The organism is Sphingomonas sp. GW821-FHT12D09 (assembly GCF_058807215.1).
In genome coordinates this window covers 1,643,251-1,666,888 of the sequence record NZ_JBXAQL010000001.1, presented here as the reverse complement: position 1 = coordinate 1,666,888, position 23,638 = coordinate 1,643,251, and the positions used below count along the sequence as shown (strand labels likewise).

Genomic DNA, 23,638 nt, shown 5'->3' with positions numbered 1-23,638 from the left:
ACATGGCGACGGCCCCGTTCCCCCTTTTAGGTCTTCAGGCGATCAGAACTTGAAGCGCGCGCCGAGCAGGAAGCGCCGGTCGAGTTCCTGCGCGTACCAGAGCTCCTTCTCGTCGCGGGCATAGGTCCGCACCGCGGTTTCGGTGAGGTTGATGCCTTCGAGCGTGATCGCGATCTGCGGCGTGATCTCGTAGCTGAACGAAGCATCGAGCTGGCCGAAGGGCGCGGTGAACTCGGGGTTGCGCGAGCCCTGGCGGTTGATCCCCGAAAGGAACTTGTCGCGCCAGTTATAGGCCACACGGGCCGAGAGACCGTGCTTCTCGTAGATCAGCGTGCCGCTGAACGTGTCCGAAAGGCCAAGCAGCGCGAACTGATCCTGCGACGGATCGGCCCCGATGTTGAAGCCAACGTCGCCGCGCACCAGCGTATAGGCCGCCGCGATGCCGAGACCGGTATTCCCGAGGAAATACTGGCCCGCGATCTCGACGCCATAGATCTCGGCGTCCTTGTTGTTGATCGGCTGCGACACCTGGAACTGGTAGAGCGGATCGCTGGCGATGCCCGATAGATCATAGGTGTTGTTGATCGACTGGACATAGGCATCGCTGAGCGAGTGGGTCGCCGGATTGTAGTTCGCGTTGAACTGCGCCGTCGCCGCTGCCACCGATCCGGTGGCCTGGATCAGCGCCGACATGACGAACAGGTTCACGTCGCTGCTGTCGGCGCCGAGGCCCGCCAAGGCTGCCTTGGCACTGCCCGAACGGCTGCCTGCCGCGCCCGAACTCGGATCGCGCAATCCGAACAGGGGCGAGGTGCTCTGGCCGGTGCCGATGAAATTATGCACCCGCTTGTCGAAGAACGCGACCGACACATAGCTGTCCGGCTTGAAATACCATTCGAGCGACGCGTCGAAATTGTCCGATTCGAGTGGCTTCAGCCGTGCATTGCCGACCGATGCGCTGGCGATGCCGCCATTGTTGGTCGGGCGCGGCGGGCCGCCCACCGTGGTCGCGGTGAACAGATTGCCATAGTTCGCGCGCGCGATCGTCTTGCTGTACGACAGCCGGCCGATCAGGTTCTTGGCGAACTCCACCTGGAAGTCGACCTGCGGCAGCAGGTTGCTGTAGCTGGTGCCATCGTTGACGAACTGCGTCTGGTTCGAGATCGAGACGGTGAAGTCGTTGTCCGACACCCAGGCGATGCCGGCCGGGATCGCTTCTAGCGAGCTGGTCGACGACTTGGTGTGCTCGTAGCGGACGCCGGCGACCAGGCGCGCAGGCGCGCCGCCCAGTTCACCCTTCCAGGTCAGCTGGCCATAGGCCGCCCAGATCTCTTCCTTGACACGATTGTCTTGGCTGGAAGTGATGCCGACTGCCTTGCCCTGGCCCGCATAATAGGGCGACAGGATCGAGTAGATGTCCGAGGCGACGCCGCGGAAGGCGAGCTGCGATTCCGGATCGCCACCCGGATTGAACTTCGAGAATTTGCACTCGAGGCAGAAGGCGGTGAGCGAACCCGGCGCCCGCGCGTTCACGTCGCCCGGGCTGGTGATGCCCCAGTCGCCCAGCGTCTGCTGCGTCGCGACGAAGGTCTGGTGCATGTCGGTGTTGCGATAGTTGCCGCCGAAATCGAAGTGGCTCTCGCCGCCCAGATCCCAGCCGAAGTCCGCACGCAACTCCTTCACCTTCTGCTGCTGCGTCGAACGATAGGTGCGGCCGACCTGCGAGCCGACATCGTTGACGTCGAGCGGGCCGCTGGCGCCCAGGGTGATGTCCTGCTGCGGGATGCCGTTCGCATAGCTCACCGAGTGCGAAGCGACGACGTTTGCGCCCATACCGACCAGCGTCGAGCTGACGCCATTGGGATTGTCCGGCGTGCTCGACGATGTCGAGATATGGCCATCGAGCTTCAGCGAGAAGTTGCTCGCCATCTCCCATTCGAGATTGAGGCCATAATCCTCGAGCTTGCTCTTCTGCGCGCGGGACTGGGCCTCGAAGCCCTCGTCCTTCTGGCCGTTGATCGTCTCGTGCAGATAGGTCGCGGTGGCCACGGTGGTGTTGCCGTCAAAGGTCACAACGTCGAACGGGCGGCTGAACCAGTTGGAGAGATCCGAACGGGTCTCGCTCTGCTTGTTCTGTGCGTAGAGCGCGTCGGCGGTGATCGTCAGCGCGTCGGTGGGGCGGAATTGCACCACTGCCTGGCCGTTGATGCGCTCGCGCGTGCCCTCGGCATAGTGATAGCGGCTGTCGTTCGGGATCGCGACCAGCTGGTTCGGGTTCGACGGGGCATTGTTGACCACGGTGCAGGTCGGCGACGGCGTGGTGCCGGCGCAGATCTGGGGCGTAGGCGGATTGCCGACGATGACCGCAGGCGTGTTCCGGACGAACCCGCCGGTCAGGAAGGTGCTGTAGGGAACGATGTTCCAATCGTTCGACGTGGCGGCGATCGACGTGTAGTTGCGCTTCTGGTAGCTGCCGAAGACCATCGCGCCGAAGCGCTGGTCCGGATCGCTCCAGCTCAGCACGCCGGAGAATTCGGGCGTTACCTTCGAGCCGCAATCCAGGCAGTCGTTGACGCTGGTGTCATAGACCGCCTTGGCGCCCAGGCTGCCGTTGAAGCCGCTCTTGTGGTCGTCGAGCGGACGGCGCGAGACGACGTTGATCGTCGCGCCGATACCACCCGAGGGGACCGCCGCGCGGCCGGTCTTGTAGACTTCGAGCGTACGCACGCCTTCGGTCGCGAGGTTCGAGAAGTCGAACGAGCGGCTGGTGCCCTGCGCGCCGTCCGCATTCTGGTCGCCGCCAACGACCGACACCGCAGCGGTGGCGAGCTGGCGGCCGTTCAGCGTGACCATGTTATAGGTCGGGCCGAAGCCGCGCACGGTGACCTGCGAGCCTTCGCCGTTGGTACGGTTGATCGACACGCCCGGGATGCGCTGCAGCGACTCGGCCAGGTTGGTGTCGGGGAACTTGCCGATGTCTTCGGCCGAGATCGCATCGACGATGCCCGGGGCCTCGCGCTTGATCTGAATCGAGCGTTCGAGGCTGGCTCGGATACCCGTGACGACGATAGCGCCGTCATCCTGAGCGTCCTGGGCGCCGCCATCGGTGGCCTGGGCAGTCGTGACAGCGTTGTCGGCTTGCGCATGGGCAAGGCTGGGCAGCGCAAGCCCAACGGCAACGGCGAAGATGGATGCGGAGCGCGCAAGTATAGGCGAACGCCTCAAGCTTTTCATAACCCCTCCTCAGTGCACCCTTATTGGGCGCGACTTTTTATTTATTTCCGGGCGAGCGAAGTGCCTCCCGAATGTTATCGCTATCATCATTGGACTGTCTGTCAATCGGGCTGAATCGACTGGAACCGTTTACAATTTCGGATTGATGCAAACTGTTGCATTGGAGCGACAGGATGAATGCGGTGGCGCGGACATTTTTGGTCCGTTCCGGTGCCTGCCGGACTGCGGCTAGTCCGGCGTGCGGAGCGTCGCGGCGAAATCGGCGACCAGCGCAATGCGCTCTCCGGCAGGCGCCGTTTCCAGCGCATCCTCCAGCGCCGAAGCCTTGCTGCCCAAGGCCGCCTGGCCGAACAGGCCTGCCGAGCCGGCAAACTTGTGGAGCAGCCCGCGCAGCGCCTCGTTTTCTTCATCGTCCGCGCCGCCTGCCTCCGCAAACGCCTCGGCGGCGGTGAGCAATTCGGCCTGGCGTGCCGCGAACTTGGCCCATAGCGCGGGCGATAGCGTCATGCCCGCCGGTTCGGCCCTGGCCTTTGCCGGGGCGGTGGGTGCAGCGGGAGCCCAGCGCTCGATCGCGCCGGCCAGTTCTGCGAGTTGGATCGGCTTGGCGAGATGCGCCTGCATCCCGGCTTCAAGACAGGCGGCGATGTCGTCGGCATAGGCGTTGGCGGTAAGCGCCAGGATCGGCAGCCGCTGCGCCGAAAGCCCGGCGGTGCGGATCGCGCGCGTCGCACTGATGCCGTCGAGCACCGGCATCTGCATGTCCATCAGCACCAGGTCGAACGGCTGTTCCTCGGCATCGGCGGCGAGTGCCTGCTCCACCGCTCGCGCGCCATCGGCGACGATCGTCACGTCATGCCCCAGCCGGCTGAGCATCTCCTGCATCAGCATCTGGTTGACGTCATGATCCTCGGCCACGAGCAACCGGAGCGTGCGCGCCGGCCCCTGAAGGCCTTGCGGCGCGGCAGTGCCGGCCTCGCCATCCGCGGCGGCGGCGAGCGGCAGGCAGAGCGTGAAGACGCTGCCTTCGCCCGCGACGCTGCGCAGCCCCAGTTCGCCGCCCATCAACGACGCGAGCCGGCTGCTGATCGCCAGGCCGAGCCCGGTCCCGCCATAGCGGCGCGCCGTCGATTGCTCCGCCTGGACGAACTGCTCGAAGATCGCGGCGTGGCGATCGGGCGGGATGCCGATGCCGGTATCGGTGACGGCAATGTCGATGCGTGGCTCTTCCGCATCGCCGGCCGCCCGCCGTGCGCTCAGCGTGATGTGCCCCTGCTCGGTAAACTTCACCGCATTGCCGAGCAGGTTGAGCGCGACCTGGCGCAGGCGCAGGCCATCGACCAGCACGAAGCGGGGCAGGGTGGGGTCGATCTCGAATATCAGCGCCAGGCCCTTTTGCGCTGCGGCGGGCTCGATCAGCTTGATGCAGCCCTTTAGTGCATGGGCCAGATCGATGCGTTCGGCCTGGACCTGCATCTGCCCGGCCTCGATCTTGGACGGTCGAGGATGTCGTTGAGCAGCCGCATCATCGCCCGGCTGGAATCGACGATCAGCTGCGCCTGGCGATGCTGCTCGGCGGGCAGGTCGCTGGCGAGCAGCAGGTCGGCGAAGCCGAGCACGCCGTTCATCGGCGTGCGGATCTCGTGGCTCATGTTCGCCAGGAAGCTCGACTTGGCCTCCATCGCCGCTTCTGCCCGCTCGCGCGCAGCTTCCAAGTCGTGCTCGAGCTGGGTGCGGCGGGTAACGTCCCGCAGCGAGGCGATGATCTCGCGCGGTTCCCCGGTGGCCGGATCGCGGACCAGCCCGCAATGCGCCTCCAGCCAGATCTCGCGGTCGGGATCGTCCAGCCGTTGGGTACGGTAGGTGATCACGCCGCGCTCGACCTCGCCGGTGGTGAGCAGATGCTGGAACTCGAACATCTCCTCCCGGTGCTCGGGCGCGACGCCGGCGCCGATACGCATACCGAGCGCGCGGGCCGGTTCGACGCCCATCACCGGCTCGGCGGAGGGCGAGGCATAGATACAGCAGCCATCCAGGTTGAAGCGCAGCACCGCATCGGTGGCGTTCATCGCGAGCACCGCCAGCTCCGCCTCGACCACTTCGCGTCGGGCGATGTCGGTATGCAGCCGGCGATTGGCGTCGCGCAATATTTCCATCCGCTCGCGCCGCTCGCGCGAGATCAGATAGGCAAGCAGCAGCACCAGCAACCCGCTGGCGATGCCGGCAACCTGGATCGGTCCCACATAGCCGCGGGCGCGCGCCAGGCGCTGCTGGAGCAGCCTTTCCTCTTCGCCGCGAATCTGGCCGATCAGCTGCAGCATGCGCGCCGTTTCGCGCCGGTTGGCATCGCTGGCGAGCATCGAGACCGCTTCCGCCTGGCGATTGGCGCCGCGCATCGACAGCGATTGCTCCGTCTCGACCAGCCGCTGCTGGATCAGCCCCGCCAGATAATCCACCCGCTGGTTCTGGCGGGGGTTGTCGTTGGTCATGTCCTGCAGGGCGGCCAGCTCGCCGGGCAGCTCGCGGCGGACGCCGTCGATGGTAGTGCGTGCCTGAGGATCGCCGGTGAGAAGGTAGCCGCGGCGATAGACTTCGGCGCGCAGCGTCAGGATGCGGACCCGCGAAAGCCGATCGGCGACCTGGAAGGTGTGGCGCACCCAATTGTCGGCGCTTTGCTTCTGCGAGAACAGCCAGATGCCGGAGGCGGCGGAGAGGGCGAGCAGCGCGAGCGCCGCGACGAGGATCCATTGCGCCCGCCGCCTCAATATGTCCGCCACCGGCAAGCCTCCCTGTTTCGCGCCATCCCTGGGGAAAGAGCATTAACGCCCCGTTCGGCGCTTCGCGGCAAAACGCCGGAAATGAAGCGATGGGCACAAAAATTGGCACGGAGGAGCAACCATGTGCCGTCCGCGCGTTATAATTTAGATCAGGTTTGGGCGAGAGCAGCGAATGGCGCGGATAATCATTGCGGATGACGACGAGATCGTCGGCGAAATTGCCCGCGACGCGTTGATCGCCGCCGGGCACGGCGCGGGGCTCGTCAAGGACGGTGCCGAGGCGCTGCGCGTAATCAAGGCGCGTCGCCCCGATTTGGTGATTCTCGATTGCAACATGCCGGAGCTTTCGGGCGTTCTCCTTGTCCAGGAGCTGCGGAAGATGCCCGATTTCGCCGATCTGCCCGTCATGATGCTGACCGGCTGCCGCAGCGAGCGCGACGAGGAGCTGGCACGCTTCGCCGGCGCCAACGAATATCTCAAAAAGCCCTTCGATCCGGACGAGCTCGTCTTCCGCGTCGAAGAGATGCTGGCGAAGGGCTGAGCATGGCGAGGATCATCTATGTCGAGGACGACGAACTGGTGGGTGCCGTCGTCCAGCAGGTGCTGAGCCGGGCAGGGCATATCGTCGGGGTGATCCACCACGGCACGCTCGCCTTCGACACCATCGCCTTCAAGAAGCCCGATCTGGTGATCCTCGATCAGTCGCTGCCCGGCATGCAGGGCAGCGAGATCCTCAGGGCGCTGCGCCGGCTGCCGGCGCTCTATCTCACGCCGATCCTGATGCTGTCCGCCAGGGGCGGCGAGGCGGAGATCGACGACGCGATGGGCGCGGGGGCCAACGACTATCTGGTCAAGCCTTTCGAGCCGGACGAGCTGGTGGCCCGTGTGAACGACGTGCTGCGCAACAACAATTTCCGGCGCGAGGCGCGCGGCTAGTCTTTTTCCGCCGTCAGCAGCGCCGCCGCCTGCCTGGCCAGCTCGTGCAGCCTGCGGGTCTGCTCGGGAAGCAGCTTCATCCGCGGCTGCGTATCGATCGCGCACAGCGCGCCCAGTGCCTCGCCTTCGGGGGAAAGCAACGGGGCACCAACATAGAATCGGATGTTCGGCAACCCCAGCACCAGCGGGTTGCCGGCGAAGCGCGGATCGTGCGCGGCGTCGAACACGCACATCACTTCGTTGGGGCGCGCGATCGCGTGGCCGCAAAAGGAGATGTCGCGATCGACGGTGTCCAACTGCGTGCCGTGGTTGGCGAGGATCAGCTGCTTCTGGCGGTCGATCACCGTAACAACGCCGATGTCGCTGCCGAACAGCTCGGACACTTCCTTGACGATTGCCTGCAGCTCGGGCGAGCGCGGCTTGGTCGCAAGGCCATGCTGATCGACGGCAGCCTGGCGTTGCTTCTCGCCGCGCAGCAGCGGCGCGAGAGCGTGGAAGATGGGCTTGAGCTTGTTGGCCATGGCAACTCCCTTGCCACAGAGTGATTAACCACTTGGTGAGCCGAAACTACGCGCATCCGCGTAAAGAGTTGCTTCGGATCAGCCGCGGACGAACAGGTTCTTGAGCCAAAGTGGCCCGGTTCGCGCTGCATCGCGCCAGTCGCCTTCATCCTCTGCGGCATCGGCAGTGTAGCCGCGCGGATCGAACAGCTTCACCCGCGCACCCTTGAAGGCTGCGGCGTTGCGCGTCACCAGAGTGAGCCCGTGTTCCAGCGCCGTGGCGGCGAACAGCGCGTCGCGCGTCTCGGCGATCGCCAGCTGGCCGCGCCGGCGCGCCACTGCGGCATCGAGCGGCAGGACATGGCCTTCGAAGGCCGGGAGCAGCTGGTCATCGATCCAGCTGCGCAGCACTGTGCCGGCCGCCTTGTCGCGCCGCGCGGCTTCGGCGGCGCTCGTCCCCAGTTCGACCAGCGTGATCGCCGACAGGAACAGCCGCTCACGCGCCACGCCCGATGCCCAGGCAGTGAGCCCCGCTTCCGCCGCGCCCGAGCGCGCCTTGCGCAGTTCGAAGACGATGGGGGTGTCGAGCAGGTACATCACCAGCGCTCCGGCGGGGCCAAGGCGGGATCGGGGCTGCCGACGGGGAGGGCGAGCAGGTCGACGATGCTCTCGCGCTGGCCGCTCAATATCCGGAACTGGTCGATGCTCATCAGCACATGCGTCGGTCGCCCGCGATCCGTGACGAACACCGGTTCGGCACGCGCGAGTCGCTTCGCGGCGCTGACATCCTGGTTGAATTCGCGGGCAGTGATGACCTTCATTTCGCGCCTACGTACCTAGATTGTCCGCGTTGTCATGTAGGCACGTTACTACTGTGTGGGCGCCATGCAACAGAAACTGCGAAGGTGCGCGGAAAATATGGGGGGTGCGCCAATTTGCAGTTGCGTGAAGGCGTGCGCCTACGCTCTCTCAAGCGCAGCGACAGGCGCCACAGTGCCGCGCGACGAGGATTTTCGGGGGAGGTTTCATGTTCGATCTATTGACGGGTGCCTGGCACGCATTGACGGATGTACTCAGTCCGCACGGCCCCGCGGTGAACGCGGCGAAAAGCTATGCGCCCGGCGACTTCAGCATCCATTTCTTCCTGCAGCTCGCCATAATCATCCTCGCCTGCCGCGTCGTCGGCTGGCTCGGCCAGAAATTCCTCAAGCAGCCCCAGGTGGTCGGCGAGATGATCGCCGGCGTGATCCTCGGCCCGTCGCTGTTCGGCCTGTTCTTCCCCGATCTCCAGCTCGCGATCTTCCCCAAGGAGACGCGCAACGTGCTCTACACCGGCGCGCAGCTCGGCGTCGGCCTCTACATGTTCATGGTCGGCCTCACGCTGCGCCTCGACCATTTCCAGTCCAAGGCGAAGAGCGCCGCGGGCGTCTCGGCCGCGGGCATCATCGCGCCGTTCATCCTCGCCGCGCTGATCACGCCGTTCCTGCTCACCGTGCCCGGCCTGTTCACCCCCGGCATCAGCCAGGCGAACGCCAGCCTGTTCATGGGTGCCTGCATCGCGCTGACCGCCTTCCCGATGCTCGCCCGCATCATCAACGAGCGTGGCCTGGCGAACTCTTCGCTCGGCACGCTGTCGCTCACTGCCGGCGCGTTCGATGACGCGGCCTCCTGGTGCGTGCTCGCCGTGGTGCTCGCCACCTTCGGCGCGGGTGCCGGCGTGGCCGTGCTCGCGATCGGCGGCGCCATTCTCTACACTGCCTTCATGCTGCTCTTCGGGCGCAAGCTGCTCGCCCCGCTCGGCCGCCTCGTCGAGGAAAAGGGCGAGATGAGCAGCACGATGCTCGCCGTCACGATGATGCTGTTCTGCACCTCGGCCTTCATCATGGACGCGATCGGCATCCACGCGATCTTCGGCGGCTTCCTGATGGGCGTGTGCATGCCGCGCGGCCTGTTCGTCGAGGAGCTCAAGAGGAAGGTCGAGCCGCTCGCGGTCGTCCTCCTCCTGCCGATGTTCTTCACCTATTCGGGCCTCAACACCCGGATGGACATGGTCAACTCGCCCGAGCTGCTGCTGATCGCGCTCGGCATCCTCGCCGTTTCGGTCCTCGCCAAGTTCGGCGCCTGTTGGGCTGCGGCCCGGGTCGCCGGCGAGGACAACCGCACCGCGCTCGGCATCGGCGCGCTGATGAACTCGCGCGGGCTGATGGAGCTGATCATCATCAACATCGGCCTGCAAAAGGGCATCATCGGCCCGACGCTCTTCTCGATGCTGGTGCTGATGGCGATCATCACCACCGTGATGGCCACCCCCCTGTTCGAAGCGGTCTATGGCCGCAAGGCGCGTGAGAGCGGCGAGCTGGAATCGCTCGAGCCGGCAAAGCTCGCGGCCGCCGCCTGAAGAGGTCCTCCTCCCCCCGTTCCGCATTCACCCTGCGGGACGGGGCCTTTCCCGGAGAGATGCAATGAGACACGCGCTGCTATGCGCCGCGGCGCTGCTCGCGCCTGTCGCCGCCCAGGCCCAGGACGTGAAGCTCACCCCTACCGCCGAGGTTCGCTTGCGCTACGAGCATGTCGACCAGGACGGCCTGCCCAACGACGCCGATGCCGTCACCCTGCGTGTCCGCCCGGCCTCACCGCCAGCTGGAAGGGCTGGTCGGCGTTGGTAGAAGCGGAGGGCGTGATCGCGCTCGCCGACAAGTATAACGACGGCACCAACGGCAAGGCCCGATATCCGCTGGTCGTCGACCCCGAGAATATCGAGCTCAACCGCGCCCAGATCCGCTATGCCGGCAAGGACGGGCTGGCCGTCACCGCCGGCCGCCAGCGGCTCAACTTCGCCGACGATCGCTTCGTCGGCACCGCGCCCTGGCGGCAGAGCGAGCAGACCTATGACGCGGTTCGCTTCCAATATGGCAAGCCGCTCGGGCTGAACGCCGATGTCGCGTACAGCTGGAACGTGCGCACCGTGAACGGCCGCAACGGCACCGGCGCGCGGCCCCAGGCGATCGGCGGCGACAATGTCTTCGCGACGCTCGGTTATGGCACCAGGGCCGGCACGCTCAGCGGCTTCGCCTATCTGGTCGACCAGGACGAAGCCGCGGTCCAGGGCTTCCGCCTGTCGAGCCAGACCTATGGCCTGCGCTTCACCGGCAAGCAGGTTTTGGCCAAGGACCTGACGCTAGGCTACACCGCCAGCTGGGCGCGTCAGAGCGACTGGCGCCGCAACCCCAACCGCTACACCGCGGACTATTGGCTGGGGGAACTCAACCTCACCGCGAAGGGCCTGGGCCTGACCGGCGGTTTCGAGGTGCTCGGCGCGGATAATGGCGTGGCGCTGACCAGCGTCCAGACCCCGCTCGCCTCCTATTTCAAGTTCAACGGCTGGGCCGGCAAGTTCGGCACCACCCCGCCCAACGGCCTGCACGACCTGTACGGCACCGCCGGCTATAGCTGGAAGAAAGTCGGCCCCCTCGACGCGATCAACCTCGGCGCGACATGGCACCGCTTTAACAGCGACCGGCTGAACCAGCATTATGGCGACGAAATCGACCTGATCGCCGGGGTAAAGCACGGACATTACGCGCTTTCGGCGCGTTATGCCCATTACAAGGCCGATGCCTTGGCGACGGATACCGACAAGTTCTGGCTGCAGCTCGATTGGAGCCTGTAACGGAGGCCGGGGTCTCAGGCTGCTCTCGTCAAGTATTCGCCTGGGATCCCGGCTTTCGCCGTGCTGAGGGGCTAAGCGTTGATCGCCCGGATCAGCGCCCGGTGGCTCGGCAGATCCTCGGTCGCCCGCTCGGAGAAATTCCGGATCCGCGCGAACAGCTTCTCCGCCGCCGCCACGTTCGGGAAATCCCCGCGCGCGCCCGACAGGTCGGTGCGGAAGTCCATGCCGTACAGGATGTACTGATAGTTGAAGAAGGCGAAGCTCTCGAGGTCGAGGGTGAAGTCGAAGCGCCCCGGCGGGCGGTGACGCCATTGCCGCAGCAGCTCCTGCAGCGCCTCGGGGACCGATGCCGGATCGGCGTTGTCGCGCCAGAACGGCTCGTCGCGCCGGCTCAGGCAATAATGCAGCTTGAGGAAGTTGATGATCCGCTCGAAGCGCGCGACGATCAGTTGGTTGAAGCGCCTGGCCGGCGCATCAACCGGCCCGTTATGCGGAAACAGCTCGGCGATCATGCCGACGGCTGCCTCGATCAGCACCACGCCTGTCGATTCCAGCGGCTCGAGGAAGCCGCCCGACAGGCCCACCGCCACGCAATTCTTCACCCATTGCGCCTCGCGATAGCCGGGTTCGAACGGAATGATCCGCGCCCGATACGCGTCATGCCCGATATAGCTGCGCAGCACCTGGGCCGCTTCGTCGTCGGACATGTGGGCGGAAGAATAGACCGTGCCGATCCCGCGCGCGCCTTCCAGTCCGATGTCCCAGGTCCAGCCCGCTTCGTGCGCGGTAGCGATGGTGAAGCTTTCGATCGGTGCGTCGGGGTCGCCATACGGGATCTTGCACGCCAGCGCCCGGTCGGTGAACAGCACATCGCGCACCGACTTGAACGGCACGCCCAGCGCCTTGCCGATCAGCTCGGCCCGGAAGCCCGAGCAATCGACATACAGGTCGGCCTCCAGCGCGCCCTGCTCGCGGGTGAGCACCCGCGCGATCGCGCCGTCCGCGTCCAGCTCGACGCCGGTGAGCAGCCCGGTGACGTGCCGCACGCCCAGTTCCTCGGCGCGCTCCTTGAGCACCTTCGCCAGCCGGGCGGCATCGAAATGATAGGCATAGTTGAGCGGCCCGGAATATTCGCCTTCGCCCTGCTTCTTGGGTGCGCGCTGATTCTCGGCGACGCGGTTCTGGATCGTCACCGCCTCGGCGAAGCGCGGCCGTGTCTCCGCATCCTGGAGCAGCCAATAGGGCACCAGGCTGGTCCCCTCGGTATAGAAGGGCGCCTCGAACGGGTGGAGATAATGGTGGCGCGTGCCGTCGCCCTGCGGCGCGTGCAGCCAGTCGTTGAAGCGGATACCCTGCTTGAACGTGGCGGAGGCCGCGCGGATGAAGCGCGTCTCGTCGATGCCCAGGAACTGCAGCGTCGTGCGGATCGTCGGAAACGCGCCTTCGCCGACGCCGATGATGCCGAGCTCGGGCGATTCCAGCAGCGTGATCTCGATCTGCGCCTGGTCGGCCAGGCCGAGGAAGCGCGCCAGATAGGCGGCGGTCAGCCACCCGGCAGTCCCCCCGCCGACGATCAATATGCGCCTCTTGCCCATGCTGCGTGGGAGCCTAGCGCGGGGCGGGCGGCAACGCCACACTCATCCCCGCTTGGTCGGGCAGGGAAACGCACTTAGGCTAGGCCGCAATGAAGCTCGATGACCTCGCCACGAACCGCATTCGCGACAAGGTGCTGGACGGCGTCGATCTCGCCGCCACCTTCGTCCTGGCGACCGAGTGCGCGCTGACCGGCGTCCAGGCCGACTTCGACCTGTTCGGCATCCTGGTGCTCGCCTTTGTCGGCTCGGTCGGCGGCGCGGTCATCCGCGACCTGCTGCTCGGCGAGCATCCGCCCGCGCCGTTCCGCGACTGGCGCTATGCCGCACTGGCGGTGGCGGCGACCGCAGGCGTGATCGCCGCATCCCTCGTCTTCGGGCGCATCGGCAACTTCACCCCGCCGCTCGTCGTCGACATCTTCGAAGGTGCCGGCCTGGCGCTCGCCGCGGTCGCGGGCGCCCGCAAGTGCATCGACTACAAGCTGAACAGCGCTTCGGTCGTGGTCATCGCCACGGTAAACGGCTGCGGCGGCGGCATGCTGCGCGACGTGCTCACCGCGCGGGTACCGACCGTGCTGCATGAGGATTTCTACGCCACCGCGGCGGTGGCCGGCGCGACGCTGCTCGTGCTGCTGGTCCGCCGCGTCCGCGTCCGCCCGGACCTGGCCGGCGCGATAGCCGGCCTCGCCATCTTCGCGCTGCGCACCGCCGCGCTACTGGGCGAATGGCGGCTGCCACATCTGCGCTAGGCGTTTTGCATCGGCGCAGATTGAGCCCGAACGGCAGGATTCGGTAGACCCTCGCGCATCAAGCACGGAATTTACGCAACGGGCCTCTGCGTGGATCGGTCGCGCCATGTTTTGTGTTATCGCCTTACTGACGACGGAAAAGGAGCGACATTCATGCCGCTACGCCGGACTTCGCTTGGGATTGCGGTTGGCCTTGTCGCGCTTTCGGCATGTGGGCGGGGCGACAGCGAAGGTGGCGGCGCGAATGCCGTCGTTCCCGATCCGGTGTCGGGCAAAGCGGGGGCAACGTCCGCGGCGCGCGAATATATCGCCCGGTTCATCACGGACGATCCATATGCCTGTTTTCGAGAGGTCGGCCTGGAACAGCCAAGGCTCGAATCGAAATCCGGAGAGCTGGCGCGTTCCGGCGCTCCTCGGCGCGTAGTCATATTGATCGACGGGTCTGGATCGATGGCCGCCAGGATCGGTGGGCGCACGAAGCTGGCCTTGGCCCGTGAGGCGGCGCTTGCCTTTATCGACGGGCTGCCGCCCAGCGTTGAAGCATCCGTGCTGGTCTTCGGGCAGCAGGGTGACAATAGCGAGGCTGGCAAGGCGCGCTCCTGCGCCGGCGTCGATACACTTGTTCCGATCACGCGAGATCGCGCGGCTCTGCAATCTGGGGTCGGCCGGATCCGCGCGGTTGGCTGGACGCCGCTCGCCGCCGCTCTGTCGCATGGACAGGAATTGCTGAATCGATCCGATGTCCCGGGCGAACAGGTCATCTACGTCGTGTCGGACGGCGAGGAGACCTGCGGTGGTGATCCGGTCGGCGTTGCCAGGCGTATCAATGGCGGAGCGACGCGGGCCATCGTCAACATCATCGGCTTCGGCCTGCCTTCCCGCGAGGCGGCGGCGTTGCAAGCGGTCGCCTCGGCCGGCGGCGGGACCTTCGTCAACCTGCAGACGGAACAGGCGTTCGATCGGGCACTGGCGTCAGTGCGTGAATCCAATCGCCGGGCAGGGAATATGGTTCGGGCGAGCGACGCGGCGAGCGGCAACGCGGTGGGCACGTCGGACGCCATCAGCGACGCCGCTTTGTGCATGAGCAATATCGTGTCCAAGGAATCGTTGCGATTGAGCGACGATCTTTCGGCCCGCGCCAGGCAGGGACAATATCCGCCATTCGCCACGGAAGCGCTGGCGCTCATGAAGCAGCGCCACGCCGATCTCAAGCAACGCGAAGCCGCTTTCCGTGAGCGGCTGATGCGCGGCGAGCGGAAGACGCGTGCCGAGATCGATCGCGGCAGCGAGGCCGTGCGCTGATGTCAGCGCCACGCTCCGCAGGCTCCGCCTAAAGCGCCCGGAACCGGAAATTCCGAAACCGCGCCTCGCCTTCACCCGCCGAATACAGTCCCGGCCGCAGCATCAGGAAGCCGCCGCGCACGTTGTGGTGGTAACCAGACACTTCCATCCCCCGATCGAAGCGCTTCCAGCTCTTGCCGTCGTCGCCCGACAGGTGGAACGCCACGATGTGCCGGTCATTGCGCACCCGCATGCGCAGGCGGCGGCCATAGGGGTTGGCCGGGCGGCCGCGCTCGATGCCATATTGGTGGGTGACGAAGCGCTTCTCGTCGAAGCCGAGCCCGCAATAGAGCTTCTCGTCATAGAAGAGCACCAGCCCCGCGACCCCGCCCGGCGCGATCTCGATGTCGCATTCGAACTCGTAGCCCGTGTCGCCGGCGATCAGCAGGAGCGGGGAGCTATCCACCGGTGCCTTGCCGGAAGCCTTCAGCACCAGTGCGCCAGCTTCGGTGCGTGCACGGTCCGCTTCGCCCGACGCCGGCTTGAAGAAATTCCACTTGCGGCCCAGCGCGAGGGGCCCGCTGAAGTCGTCCGACAGCGCCTGCCCATGCGGCACCGCTGCGCCGCCCCTGGGCTTGCGCATCGGCCTGGACAGGTCGCCGCCCTTCATCCGGAACCAGCCATCGGCGGTCCATTCGATCGGATCGAGCAGCGCCTGGCGCCCCAGCGTCCAATAGCCGTTCTCGAAGCCGTGATAGACCGACCACCAGCTCCCGTCCGGCGCCTCGACCAGCGAGGCATGCCCGCGCGACCACCATTTCTCTTCGTTGCTGACGGTGCGGACCAGCGGGTTGGCGGGGCATTGCTCCCAGGGGCCGTGGATCGAGCGCGAGCGCGCCGCGATCACCATGTGCCCGGTCGGCGGACCCGCCGTGCCGCCCACCGCGGTGATCATGTAGAACCAGCCCTTGTGGCGGTGGATCTTCGGTCCCTCGGGCGAAAAGCCCTCGACGTCCCAGTCCTCGGGATAGTGCCAGGGGTCATAGACATGCTCGACCGGGCCGACAGTGGACAGTCCGTCCTCCGACAGTCGCACCCGGTCGCCGCCGGAAAGGAACAGCCAGCGCGATCCGTCCTCGCCCACTGCGTGGCAAGGGTCGATATGCGCGTGGAGGCCCAGGTCCACGGGCTCGCTCCACGGCCCGTCGATATCGTCGGCCCAGATCACGAAGATCGAGTTGGGGCTCGCCTTGACGGGGATGTAGAGGAAGTAGCGGCCCTTGTGCTTCTCCAGGCTTACAGCCCAGACCGAGCCGATATTCCTGGTGAGCGCCGCCTTGCGCGGCTGCCAGTTCACCAGGTCGCGGCTGTGCCAGATCGTCAGCCCGGGATAGGAATCGAAGCTGGAGAAGGTCATGTAATAGTCCGCGCCGTCCTTCAGGATGGCGGGATCGGGATGGTCGCCGGCGAGCAGCGGGTTGAGGAAGCGCCCATCGCCCAGGTCGCAGATGCGCTGGTTGTCGAAGCCGCGCTTCCAGTCGGGGGCCGAAGCGTCCGGAAGTGCTGCGTTCGGCGTGGCGGCCGCTTCGCCCGGGCGGAGCAGCACCGCCGCGCCTCCCGCCAGTGCCGCACCAAATGCTCCACGCCGACTGATATCCATTCCGGACCTCTCCTGTTTTGGATGTTATGACACCGATGTCATTACCAGGAAAGGCTCTTCGATCGCGCCAACATTGGCCATTTATCGAGAAGGATGCGTCCACTTCGGGGCGAAGTCGAATATTTCCTATCCTTCATGGAAATGCAGACCCTAAAGTCCAGCCAGGCTTGAGGGGGCGGACCGATGCGACAAACCACATTATCCGTGGCACTGGAGGTGAAGCCCGAAAGCTTCGACCATCTTTCGGGCCTGCTCGATGCTTTGCGCGACCGGCGCAGCCAGAACCCGTCGGGCGGCACCGGGCAGTTTGCCGACTTCCTGACCTTGGTGCCCGCGGTGCACTTCATGTCGCTGACTGCCTTTCCCGGCTTCGACTATGACCCGCTCTTCGTGATCGAGGCCAATTTCGATGGCGAACCCGGGCCGTTCTGGGCCCAGCTGGAGGCCGCGATCGGCCCCGACCTGCGCAGCTTCCTGCGGTGCTGCAAACGCCCGCTCGACGATTGCGGGGCGCTCTATGACGCAGTGACCGCGCCCGACAGCCGCGCGCCCATTGCCCCTTATCTGGAAGCACGGACGCTCACGCCGACCGTCTACCACCATGGCAATCGCGGCATGACGCGCGACCGCATCCTCGACGAGGGCAAGCTGTTCCTCGCCACCCGCGCCGAGCTCGCCAACGCCAATGATGGCGGGCCGAGCCCCTATCGCAAGCTCAAGCCGGCGGAGATCCACGCCCGCATGCGTGCGGCCTTGCTCCCGCAGTTCGGCTGGCTGGCCCAGAAGGCGCCGGCCCGCATCCCGCTCGCCCAGAGCATCGGCGATTACGCCCGGCTCGCCTGGTTCCTGCTGCTGGTGGTGTTCGCCCTGTCGGTGCCCGGGCTGGTCCTCAAGAGCCAGCTCGCCTGGCCATGGTATGTCGGGCTCTGCGTGGTACTGTTCGCGCTCTTCACCGGCATACTCTACAAGATGGGCAAGCCGCTGCCCGGCACGGCGACGCCGACCCGGTTCAGCTTCCTCACCTTCTTCCTGCGCCATCTGCTCGTGCCCGTGGCCATCGCGATGGCTGTCTATGTCGCGATCGCCGCCTTCATCTCCGCGCCGATCTGGTCGTGGATCAGCCACAAGCCCTTTTGGCCGGCCTGGCGGGACATGGCGATCTGGGCGGGCTGGAGTGCGGGCAGCATCGCAGTCGTGGTCGCGGGCGTGCTCGTCTGGCTGCGCTCGCTCGAGCGCCGCGACGCTTCGCAGGATGCGCCCCCGGTCGACCCCAAGATGCTGCGCGAGATGGCGCGGCGCGAGGACTGGATTCCGCAGAACCACATGGGCTCGGTCGTGCTGATCAAGCCGGGGGTGCTGCGCGCGATCCTGATCCGCGTCGGCCATCACGGCCTCTTCCTGCTGCTGCGCGTGCAGAAGGCGGCGCGTGCCGGCTATCTCGGCTCGATGCGCACGATCCATTTCGCCCATTGGGCGCGGGTCAACAACGACAGCCGGCTGATGTTCTTCTCCAACTTCGACCAGACCTGGGAAAGCTATCTCGACGACTTCATCGAGAAGGCGCACGCGGGCCTGACGCTCGCCTGGAGCAGCGGGGTCGGCTTTCCGCCGACCCGCTTCCTGGTGAAGGACGGCGCCAGCCATGGCCGCCAGTTCAAGGAATGGGCGCGCCATTCGATGGCGGTCAGCCGCTTCTGGTATTCGGCCTACAAGGATCTCACCGCGGACCAGGTGGAGCGCAATTACCGCATCGCCTGTGGCCTCCGGAAGAAGCAGCTCAGCGAAAAGGAGGCAGCGGCGTGGATCAACGACCTGTGAGCGAGGGTGGGGGCACCCCGAGCTGGCATCTCGCAGCACCGCATTGCAAGGAGGCGCAGGGGCTGGTGGTGAGCGGCTTCGCAACGCTGCCGACTGGCCGTGCGCTGTTCCTCGAGCTTGGCTGGAAGGGCGTGAAGAAGAAGGGCGGCGGCGCCTGGCTCCAGGCGCTGGCGGAAGTGGCGAAGGTGACCGACGCCGATGGCCGAGATCCGCGCGCGGTGGCGATGGGCTTCACCTGGTCCGGGCTCCAGAAGATGGGGCTCGATCGCAATTCGCTCGCCTCGTTCGACCGGCCGTTCCAGGAGGGCATGTTCCAGGAAGATCGCCTCCGCCGTCTGGGTGACCGGCGCGGTGAGGAATGGCAGGGGACGGTGATCCCCGGCGGGCCGGTGTGGAGCGGCAACACTCCGCTCGACGATGCCGCAGTCGATGCCGAAGCCCGCGCCTTCGACGACCGGCAGGAGATCCGCGAGGAGCGGGTGAAGACGCCGGTGACAGTCCATGCACTGCTCCTTCTCTACTGCGAGCATGACGAGGCGGCCGAGGCGTGGTGCGCCGAGGTGAGCAACAAGCTCGACCCGCTCGACGTAAAGGTGGTCCACCGGCTGCCGCTCGACCTCAGGCTCGACAAGCAGGGCATTGCGCGCGAGCATTTCGGCTTTGCCGACGGCATCTCGCAGCCGATCCCGTTCGAGGATGGCGCGGTCGTCTACAAGGACGGGACCGAGGTGCCCAAGGACCATTGGAACGGGGTGCCGCTCGGCGAGATCCTGATGGGCCATATGAACGGTCACAACGAAGTCGCGCTGGGCCCGGTGGTAGCCGACGGGATCGGCGACACCGCCGGGCTGCCCGCACACCCCAAGGGCGTGGGCTTCAAGGACCTCGGCCGCAACGGCAGCTACATGGTGGTGCGCGAGCTCAAGCAGGACGTCTATGCCTTCTGGCAGTCGATGCGGGACAATGCCGCGCATATCCGCGATCGCGATCCGGATGGCTCGGGGCACGTCACCACCACCTGGCTCGCCGAACGCGTGGTCGGGCGCGACACGCATGGCAATCTGCTCTGCCCATTGGGCACGATCCCGGTCGAGAATAACGACTTCGGCTTCTGGGACCGCGACCGTCATGGCGCGGGATGCCCGCTCGGCAGCCATGTTCGCCGCTCCAATCCGCGCGATGGCCTGGCGCCGACGCCAGCGGACAAGCAGACGCTCCTGGACGCTGCGAACAACCACCGCATCCTTCGCCGCGGCCGCAAATATGGCGCAACGATCAGCGTGCCGCCGACGCCCGACGACGTGGATCGCGGGCTGCTGTTCATCTGCCTCAACACCGACATCACCCGTCAGTTCGAATTCGTCCAGCAAACCTGGATCCTCAATCCGAATTTCGCGACGCTCTATGACGAGACCGACCCCTTGATCGGTCCCAAGGGCAAGATGACGATCCCCGAGCAGCCTTATCGCCGGATCATCGATGTCGAGACCTTCGTGCAGATGGCGGGCGGCGAGTATTTCTTCCTGCCGAGCATGCCGGCGCTCAACTATCTGAGTTCGCTATGAACGCGCTCACCTCGCGTGATGTGCTGCGGCCTGGCAAGAAGGGGCTGGCGCGCTGGATCGAGGGCAAGGTTTTCGCGCTGATGCCCTATGCGTTCGCCTTTCTGCGGCGCTGGATGCCGGTGAAGAAGTTCGGCTCGATGGTGCTGACCTCGCGCTACGACGATGTGAAGGAAGTGTTCGGCACCGATCCGCTGTTCGGCGCGCCCTACAAGCCCAAGCTCGACGTGATCATGGGCGGCGAGCCTTTCTTCCTCGGCATGGCCGACACGCCGCTCTACCACCGGGACACCGATGCGATGCGCACCGTGGTGCTCCCCCATGACCTGGCAGAGCTGGGACGGAAGGTCGAGGCGATGGCCGAGGCGATCGTCGCGGCGGCGCCGGGACGGATCGACGTGGTCGATACCCTCGTCCGGCGCGTGACCTTCTCGGTGCTCGGCGATTATTTCGGCGTACCCGATCCAGTGGGTGGCGACCTGCGCGTGTGGGGCACCCGGCTTTTCGAGTTCCAGTTCGCCGATCCCAAGGGCGATCCGGTCCTGCGTGCCGATGTCGACCAGATCGCCCCGGCACTGCGCGCGCATATCGACAGCGAGATCGCCAAGCGGAAGGTGGCGCCGGGCAAGGACGACGTGCTGTCGCGTTGTCTGGCCCAGCAGAGGAAGGGCGTGCCCGGCTTCTCCGACGTTGAAATCCGCACCAATTTGATGGGCTTCATCGTCGGCGGCCCGCCCCAGCCGCCCATGGTCGTGCCCCAGGCGATGGAGCAATTGCTGCGCCGACCCGAGGCGCTGGCCGGCGCGCAGGCGGCGGCGCGGGCAGGGGACGACGATCTGCTCTGGGGCTATGTCGTCGAGGCGATGCGCTTCGATCCGCTTGCACCGGGTCTGCCGCGCAACGTGTTGGCGGACGGCGCGATCGCGGTGGGGACGTCGCACGAGACAGCGGTGAAGCAAGGCGATACGGTGCTGGCCGCCTTCGCCTCGGCGATGATGGACCCGCGGCGGATCACCGATCCTACCCGTTTCGACCCGCACCGGTCGGCGAGCGATTACATCCATTTCGGTTATAATTTGCACGAGTGCTTTGGACGGCACATCAACCGCGCGACGCTGCACCTGATGCTCAAGCCGCTGCTCAAGCAGAACCTGCGTCGCGCGCCGGGCGGGGCGGGGCATCTGGTCAAGAACGGCCCGTTCGCGGAATCCCTGACCGTGGTGTTCGACTAGCAGCGCGGCGCGATTACTTGGCTGGGAGCAGCTGCTTCCAGCGGGCATCGAGCTGGGCTTGGGCGGAAGCGGTTTTCGTTCGGGAAACGAGCGAAATGCCGCGCAGGGCAACGCTGTGGCCGCCCAGCAAACGGCCACTGATCGTGTAGCCGATATCGTAGATCGCGACATCCTCATGCGGCTCGCCGTCAACGAGGAAGCGCGTCACGATGACGACGGGCAGGCGCGCATCGCCGCGGCTGTTGTCCGGAAGCCCGGCGGCTTCCCGGGCCTTTTCGAGCGAGTGCTCGAACCAATCCGCCTCGATCCGCGGCTCGCCCGTGGTTTCCGCCGGCGCGGCGCGCAGCGCCGTGGGGAAGAGGATCTTCTGGGTCTGCACCGACTGGGCGGTGGACGCGGTCTTCAGCGTCAGCACATGCTTGCCGGCATCGGCCGCGACCAGCACCAGCATGCCGGTGCGCGCCGAGGCTCGCTGTGCGTCCGCGACCTGCGCTGCCTTGGTGTCGCTCCGCTCGCTCCAGCTGTTCCACAGGGCCAGGCCCGGGATAAGGACGGCAAGCACCGCCAGGATCTCGCCCAAGGTTATCCATCGCCGCCGGATGGCGGCGGATTCGGCGGCGCGAGCCTGGGCCTCGGGATCGGCATTCGCCGGTGCGGGCGTGTCGGGAACGGGGTCTTGCACGATACCGCATCTAGCGGAGCGTTCGGGATCGGCAAGACGACGCATCCCTGATTCATCCGCATTCCGAGCGCGGATGTCGGGAGACCGAAGCCGCCGCGGCCTGTGCTACCGCCGCTCGCTCGGTCCGCCGCGATAGCCGCCCTGCCGCTCGAGCATCCAACCCGGATATTCCGCCGGCAGCTTGCTCACCGCATCGAGCGTCGCCAGCTCCTCAGGCGTAAATTCCACCTCGACTGCGCCGAGATTATCCGCCAGCTGCTCGGGCCGCTTGGCGCCGATGATCACGCTCGATACCGCCCTCTGATGCAGCAGCCAGCCCAGCGCGAGCTGCGCCACCGAGCGGCCCTTGGCCTCGGCCAGTTCGCGCAGCACGTCGACTACGTCATAGCCGCGCTCCTTGTCGACCGGCGGGAAGTCGAAGCCGGCGCGGCGGCCTTCGCCGTCGCCATCGCGCGTGTACTTGCCCGACAGGAAGCCGCCGGCGAGCGGGCTCCACACCATCAGGCCGACGCCCTCGGACTCGATCGCGGGGATCACTTCGCGCTCCAGGTCGCGCCCGGCGATCGTGTAATAGGCCTGGAGAGAGGCGATCGAGGTGTAGTTCCTGGCCGCCGCGACGCCGACCGCCTTCGTCACCTGCCACGCTGCCCAGTTGGACAGTCCGATATACCGCACGGTACCGCGCCGCACGAGGCTGTCGAGCGCGTAGAGCGTCTCCTCGATCGGCGTCGCCGCGTCGAAGCCGTGGATCTGGTAGAGATCGATGAAGTCCGTGCCGAGCCGCTCCAGGCTCTTCTCGACCTGCGCCATGATGTGCCCGCGCGAGGCGCCGGCGCCGTTGGGGCCGTCATGCATCCGTCCGAGCACCTTGGTCGCGATCACCACTTCGTCGCGTGCCACGCCCAGGTTCTTCAGCGCTTGGCCCAGGATCTTCTCCGATCGGCCCTCGGCATAGACATTGGCCGTGTCGAAGAAGTTGATCCCGGCATCGAGCGCCGCCCTGACCAGCGCATCGGCCTCTTCCTGCTGGAGCTGGCCGATCCGCCCCCACATGCCGCCCTCGCCGCCAAAGGTCATGGTGCCTAGGCAGAGTTCGGAGACGATCAGGCCGGAACGGCCGAGCTGGTTGTAGCGCATGGGAAACCTCTGGAAAGCGAGGGGGAGAGGAGACCCGGCAGATGTGGTCGCGCGCCGGTGCCCGCAATGGCGCGGTGCAGGAAAATTCTCCATCCAGGCCGCCCATCACATATAGCGCATCCACCCCCAGATAGAACAGGCGCCGCTGGAAGAAGGTCCGCATGTCACCGGGTATGTCGAAAAGATCCTTGTCCCTGACAAGGGGCGCTTCCCAAGGCTCGTTGGGGTTGGCATGGATGCTGAACAATCCGTTCTGAGCGGCTATCCTATTTGATACCGTACGCGGCAGCACGAACCGCACGAGGCCGATATCGTCGAACGGATCCTTGCCGTCATTGGGATCTATGACTTCGGCTTGCCGCACGCGCCGCGCCACGATTCGGCAGTCGGTGCTTTCCGGGTTTGGGATCACAGGTACGAGCTTGCCGCCAACCCTGCGCCTTATCGAACCAGGAAGCGCCGTTGTGGCGAAGAATGCCGCCACCAAGGGGTTGGTAGTCCAATCGAGCAAGCGAGTGGGTAGGCCATGATGTTGGGCTAAGGCCAAATGATCCCAGGCGCCGAAGCTCGAGTCATCAATGAATTGCGGTACGCGCCTGCGAAACGCGTCGAGCACGGATCGTTCTCGAGCGATATTGTAGGGATCAAGCCGCCCCACTGTTGGCACGAGCTTGAAACCCGTGTCTCCCAAACCTCGAAACGCCCAAGCGGAATCGCTGTGGTCGTCGATCCAATTCTGGAAATTTTGCCAGGTATCCAGCCGCTTCTTGCCGAGCGTGCTAGCTGAATGGGCGATCTTCATAGGCGTGAT

18 protein-coding genes and 2 pseudogenes are annotated in these 23,638 nt (G+C 66.0%); 9 read left to right on the top strand and 11 right to left on the bottom strand.

The window, feature by feature from the left end:
• Window positions 1-42: 42 nt before the first annotated feature.
• The 3 genes from AC1RPL_RS07515 to AC1RPL_RS07505 all read right to left on the bottom strand — a co-directional run bounded on the left by AC1RPL_RS07515 (window position 43) and on the right by AC1RPL_RS07505 (window position 6,008).
• Window positions 43-3,234 carry a TonB-dependent receptor gene (locus AC1RPL_RS07515; protein WP_493068624.1) on the bottom strand — a complete coding sequence of 1,064 codons (3,192 nt, stop codon included), beginning with the start codon at window positions 3,232-3,234 and terminating at the stop codon, window positions 43-45.
• A 228-nt stretch (window positions 3,235-3,462) separates the two neighbouring features.
• Window positions 3,463-4,707 carry an ATP-binding protein gene (locus AC1RPL_RS07510; protein ID WP_493068623.1) on the bottom strand — a complete coding sequence of 415 codons (1,245 nt, stop codon included), beginning with the start codon at window positions 4,705-4,707 and terminating at the stop codon, window positions 3,463-3,465.
• Window positions 4,665-6,008, bottom strand: coding sequence for a CHASE3 domain-containing protein (locus AC1RPL_RS07505; protein WP_493068622.1), 1,344 nt, complete (start codon window positions 6,006-6,008; stop codon window positions 4,665-4,667). The genes AC1RPL_RS07510 and AC1RPL_RS07505 overlap by 43 nt, the downstream gene beginning before the upstream one ends.
• A gap of 172 nt (window positions 6,009-6,180) precedes the next feature.
• On the opposite strand from AC1RPL_RS07505, the gene AC1RPL_RS07500 reads away from it, so the two are divergent.
• Together AC1RPL_RS07500 and AC1RPL_RS07495 are read left to right on the top strand one after the other, a co-directional pair.
• The gene (locus AC1RPL_RS07500) at window positions 6,181-6,549 is read left to right on the top strand and encodes a response regulator (protein ID WP_493068621.1); all 369 of its coding nucleotides are present in this window, start codon (window positions 6,181-6,183) and stop codon (window positions 6,547-6,549) included.
• A 2-nt stretch (window positions 6,550-6,551) separates the two neighbouring features.
• The gene (locus AC1RPL_RS07495) at window positions 6,552-6,944 is read left to right on the top strand and encodes a response regulator transcription factor (protein WP_493068620.1); all 393 of its coding nucleotides are present in this window, start codon (window positions 6,552-6,554) and stop codon (window positions 6,942-6,944) included.
• On the opposite strand, the gene AC1RPL_RS07490 is transcribed toward AC1RPL_RS07495, so the two are convergent.
• The 3 genes from AC1RPL_RS07490 to AC1RPL_RS07480 form a co-directional block, all read right to left on the bottom strand.
• Window positions 6,941-7,465 carry a GAF domain-containing protein gene (locus AC1RPL_RS07490; RefSeq protein WP_493068619.1) on the bottom strand — a complete coding sequence of 175 codons (525 nt, stop codon included), beginning with the start codon at window positions 7,463-7,465 and terminating at the stop codon, window positions 6,941-6,943. The two genes, AC1RPL_RS07495 and AC1RPL_RS07490, sit on opposite strands and share 4 nt — an antisense overlap.
• A 78-nt stretch (window positions 7,466-7,543) precedes the next feature.
• Window positions 7,544-8,041 (bottom strand): PIN domain-containing protein, encoded by a 498-nt coding sequence (locus tag AC1RPL_RS07485; protein ID WP_493068618.1) that lies wholly within the window; start codon window positions 8,039-8,041, stop codon window positions 7,544-7,546.
• On the bottom strand, window positions 8,041-8,265 hold the full coding sequence (locus AC1RPL_RS07480; RefSeq protein ID WP_493068617.1) for a type II toxin-antitoxin system Phd/YefM family antitoxin: 225 nt from the start codon (window positions 8,263-8,265) through the stop codon (window positions 8,041-8,043). The genes AC1RPL_RS07485 and AC1RPL_RS07480 overlap by 1 nt, the downstream gene beginning before the upstream one ends.
• A gap of 206 nt (window positions 8,266-8,471) precedes the next feature.
• On the opposite strand from AC1RPL_RS07480, the gene AC1RPL_RS07475 reads away from it, so the two are divergent.
• Window positions 8,472-9,842: a cation:proton antiporter gene (locus tag AC1RPL_RS07475; protein WP_493068616.1), complete on the top strand. Its 1,371-nt coding sequence runs from the start codon at window positions 8,472-8,474 to the stop codon at window positions 9,840-9,842.
• Between the two features lie 64 nt (window positions 9,843-9,906).
• Window positions 9,907-11,114, top strand: a pseudogene (locus AC1RPL_RS07470) (alginate export family protein).
• 71 nt (window positions 11,115-11,185) lie between these two features.
• Here the strand turns inward: AC1RPL_RS07470 and AC1RPL_RS07465 are convergent.
• Window positions 11,186-12,709, bottom strand: coding sequence for a tryptophan halogenase family protein (locus AC1RPL_RS07465; RefSeq protein WP_493068615.1), 1,524 nt, complete (start codon window positions 12,707-12,709; stop codon window positions 11,186-11,188).
• Window positions 12,710-12,798: 89 nt separating this feature from the next.
• Here AC1RPL_RS07465 and AC1RPL_RS07460 point away from each other — a divergent pair, with 89 nt between their 5' ends.
• Window positions 12,799-13,455, top strand: coding sequence for a trimeric intracellular cation channel family protein (locus tag AC1RPL_RS07460; protein ID WP_493068614.1), 657 nt, complete (start codon window positions 12,799-12,801; stop codon window positions 13,453-13,455).
• Window positions 13,456-13,608: 153 nt separating this feature from the next.
• Window positions 13,609-14,757: a vWA domain-containing protein gene (locus AC1RPL_RS07455; RefSeq protein WP_493068613.1), complete on the top strand. Its 1,149-nt coding sequence runs from the start codon at window positions 13,609-13,611 to the stop codon at window positions 14,755-14,757.
• Window positions 14,758-14,785: 28 nt separating this feature from the next.
• On the opposite strand, the gene AC1RPL_RS07450 is transcribed toward AC1RPL_RS07455, so the two are convergent.
• The gene (locus AC1RPL_RS07450) at window positions 14,786-16,396 is read right to left on the bottom strand and encodes a family 43 glycosylhydrolase (protein ID WP_493068612.1); all 1,611 of its coding nucleotides are present in this window, start codon (window positions 16,394-16,396) and stop codon (window positions 14,786-14,788) included.
• Window positions 16,397-16,600: 204 nt separating this feature from the next.
• Between AC1RPL_RS07450 and AC1RPL_RS07445 the strand changes: the two genes are divergently transcribed.
• From AC1RPL_RS07445 to AC1RPL_RS07435, 3 genes are read left to right on the top strand one after another with little or no spacing between them, the layout of a single operon-like run.
• Window positions 16,601-18,214, top strand: coding sequence for a hypothetical protein (locus AC1RPL_RS07445; RefSeq protein WP_493068611.1), 1,614 nt, complete (start codon window positions 16,601-16,603; stop codon window positions 18,212-18,214).
• Window positions 18,196-19,779 carry a Dyp-type peroxidase gene (locus tag AC1RPL_RS07440; protein WP_493068610.1) on the top strand — a complete coding sequence of 528 codons (1,584 nt, stop codon included), beginning with the start codon at window positions 18,196-18,198 and terminating at the stop codon, window positions 19,777-19,779. Before AC1RPL_RS07445 ends, AC1RPL_RS07440 begins: the two co-directional genes overlap by 19 nt.
• The gene (locus tag AC1RPL_RS07435) at window positions 19,776-21,008 is read left to right on the top strand and encodes a cytochrome P450 (protein ID WP_493068609.1); all 1,233 of its coding nucleotides are present in this window, start codon (window positions 19,776-19,778) and stop codon (window positions 21,006-21,008) included. The genes AC1RPL_RS07440 and AC1RPL_RS07435 overlap by 4 nt, the downstream gene beginning before the upstream one ends.
• A 13-nt stretch (window positions 21,009-21,021) precedes the next feature.
• Here AC1RPL_RS07435 and AC1RPL_RS07430 read toward each other — a convergent pair whose 3' ends face one another.
• The 3 genes and pseudogenes from AC1RPL_RS07430 to AC1RPL_RS07420 all read right to left on the bottom strand — a co-directional run.
• Window positions 21,022-21,690, bottom strand: coding sequence for a hypothetical protein (locus tag AC1RPL_RS07430; RefSeq protein WP_493068608.1), 669 nt, complete (start codon window positions 21,688-21,690; stop codon window positions 21,022-21,024).
• 105 nt (window positions 21,691-21,795) lie between these two features.
• A complete protein-coding gene (locus tag AC1RPL_RS07425; RefSeq protein WP_493069099.1) occupies window positions 21,796-22,827 on the bottom strand; it encodes an aldo/keto reductase in 1,032 nt (343 codons plus the stop codon).
• A gap of 472 nt (window positions 22,828-23,299) precedes the next feature.
• A pseudogene (locus AC1RPL_RS07420) lies at window positions 23,300-23,629 on the bottom strand (FRG domain-containing protein); the annotation flags it as partial.
• Between the last annotated feature and the right edge of the window lie 9 nt (window positions 23,630-23,638).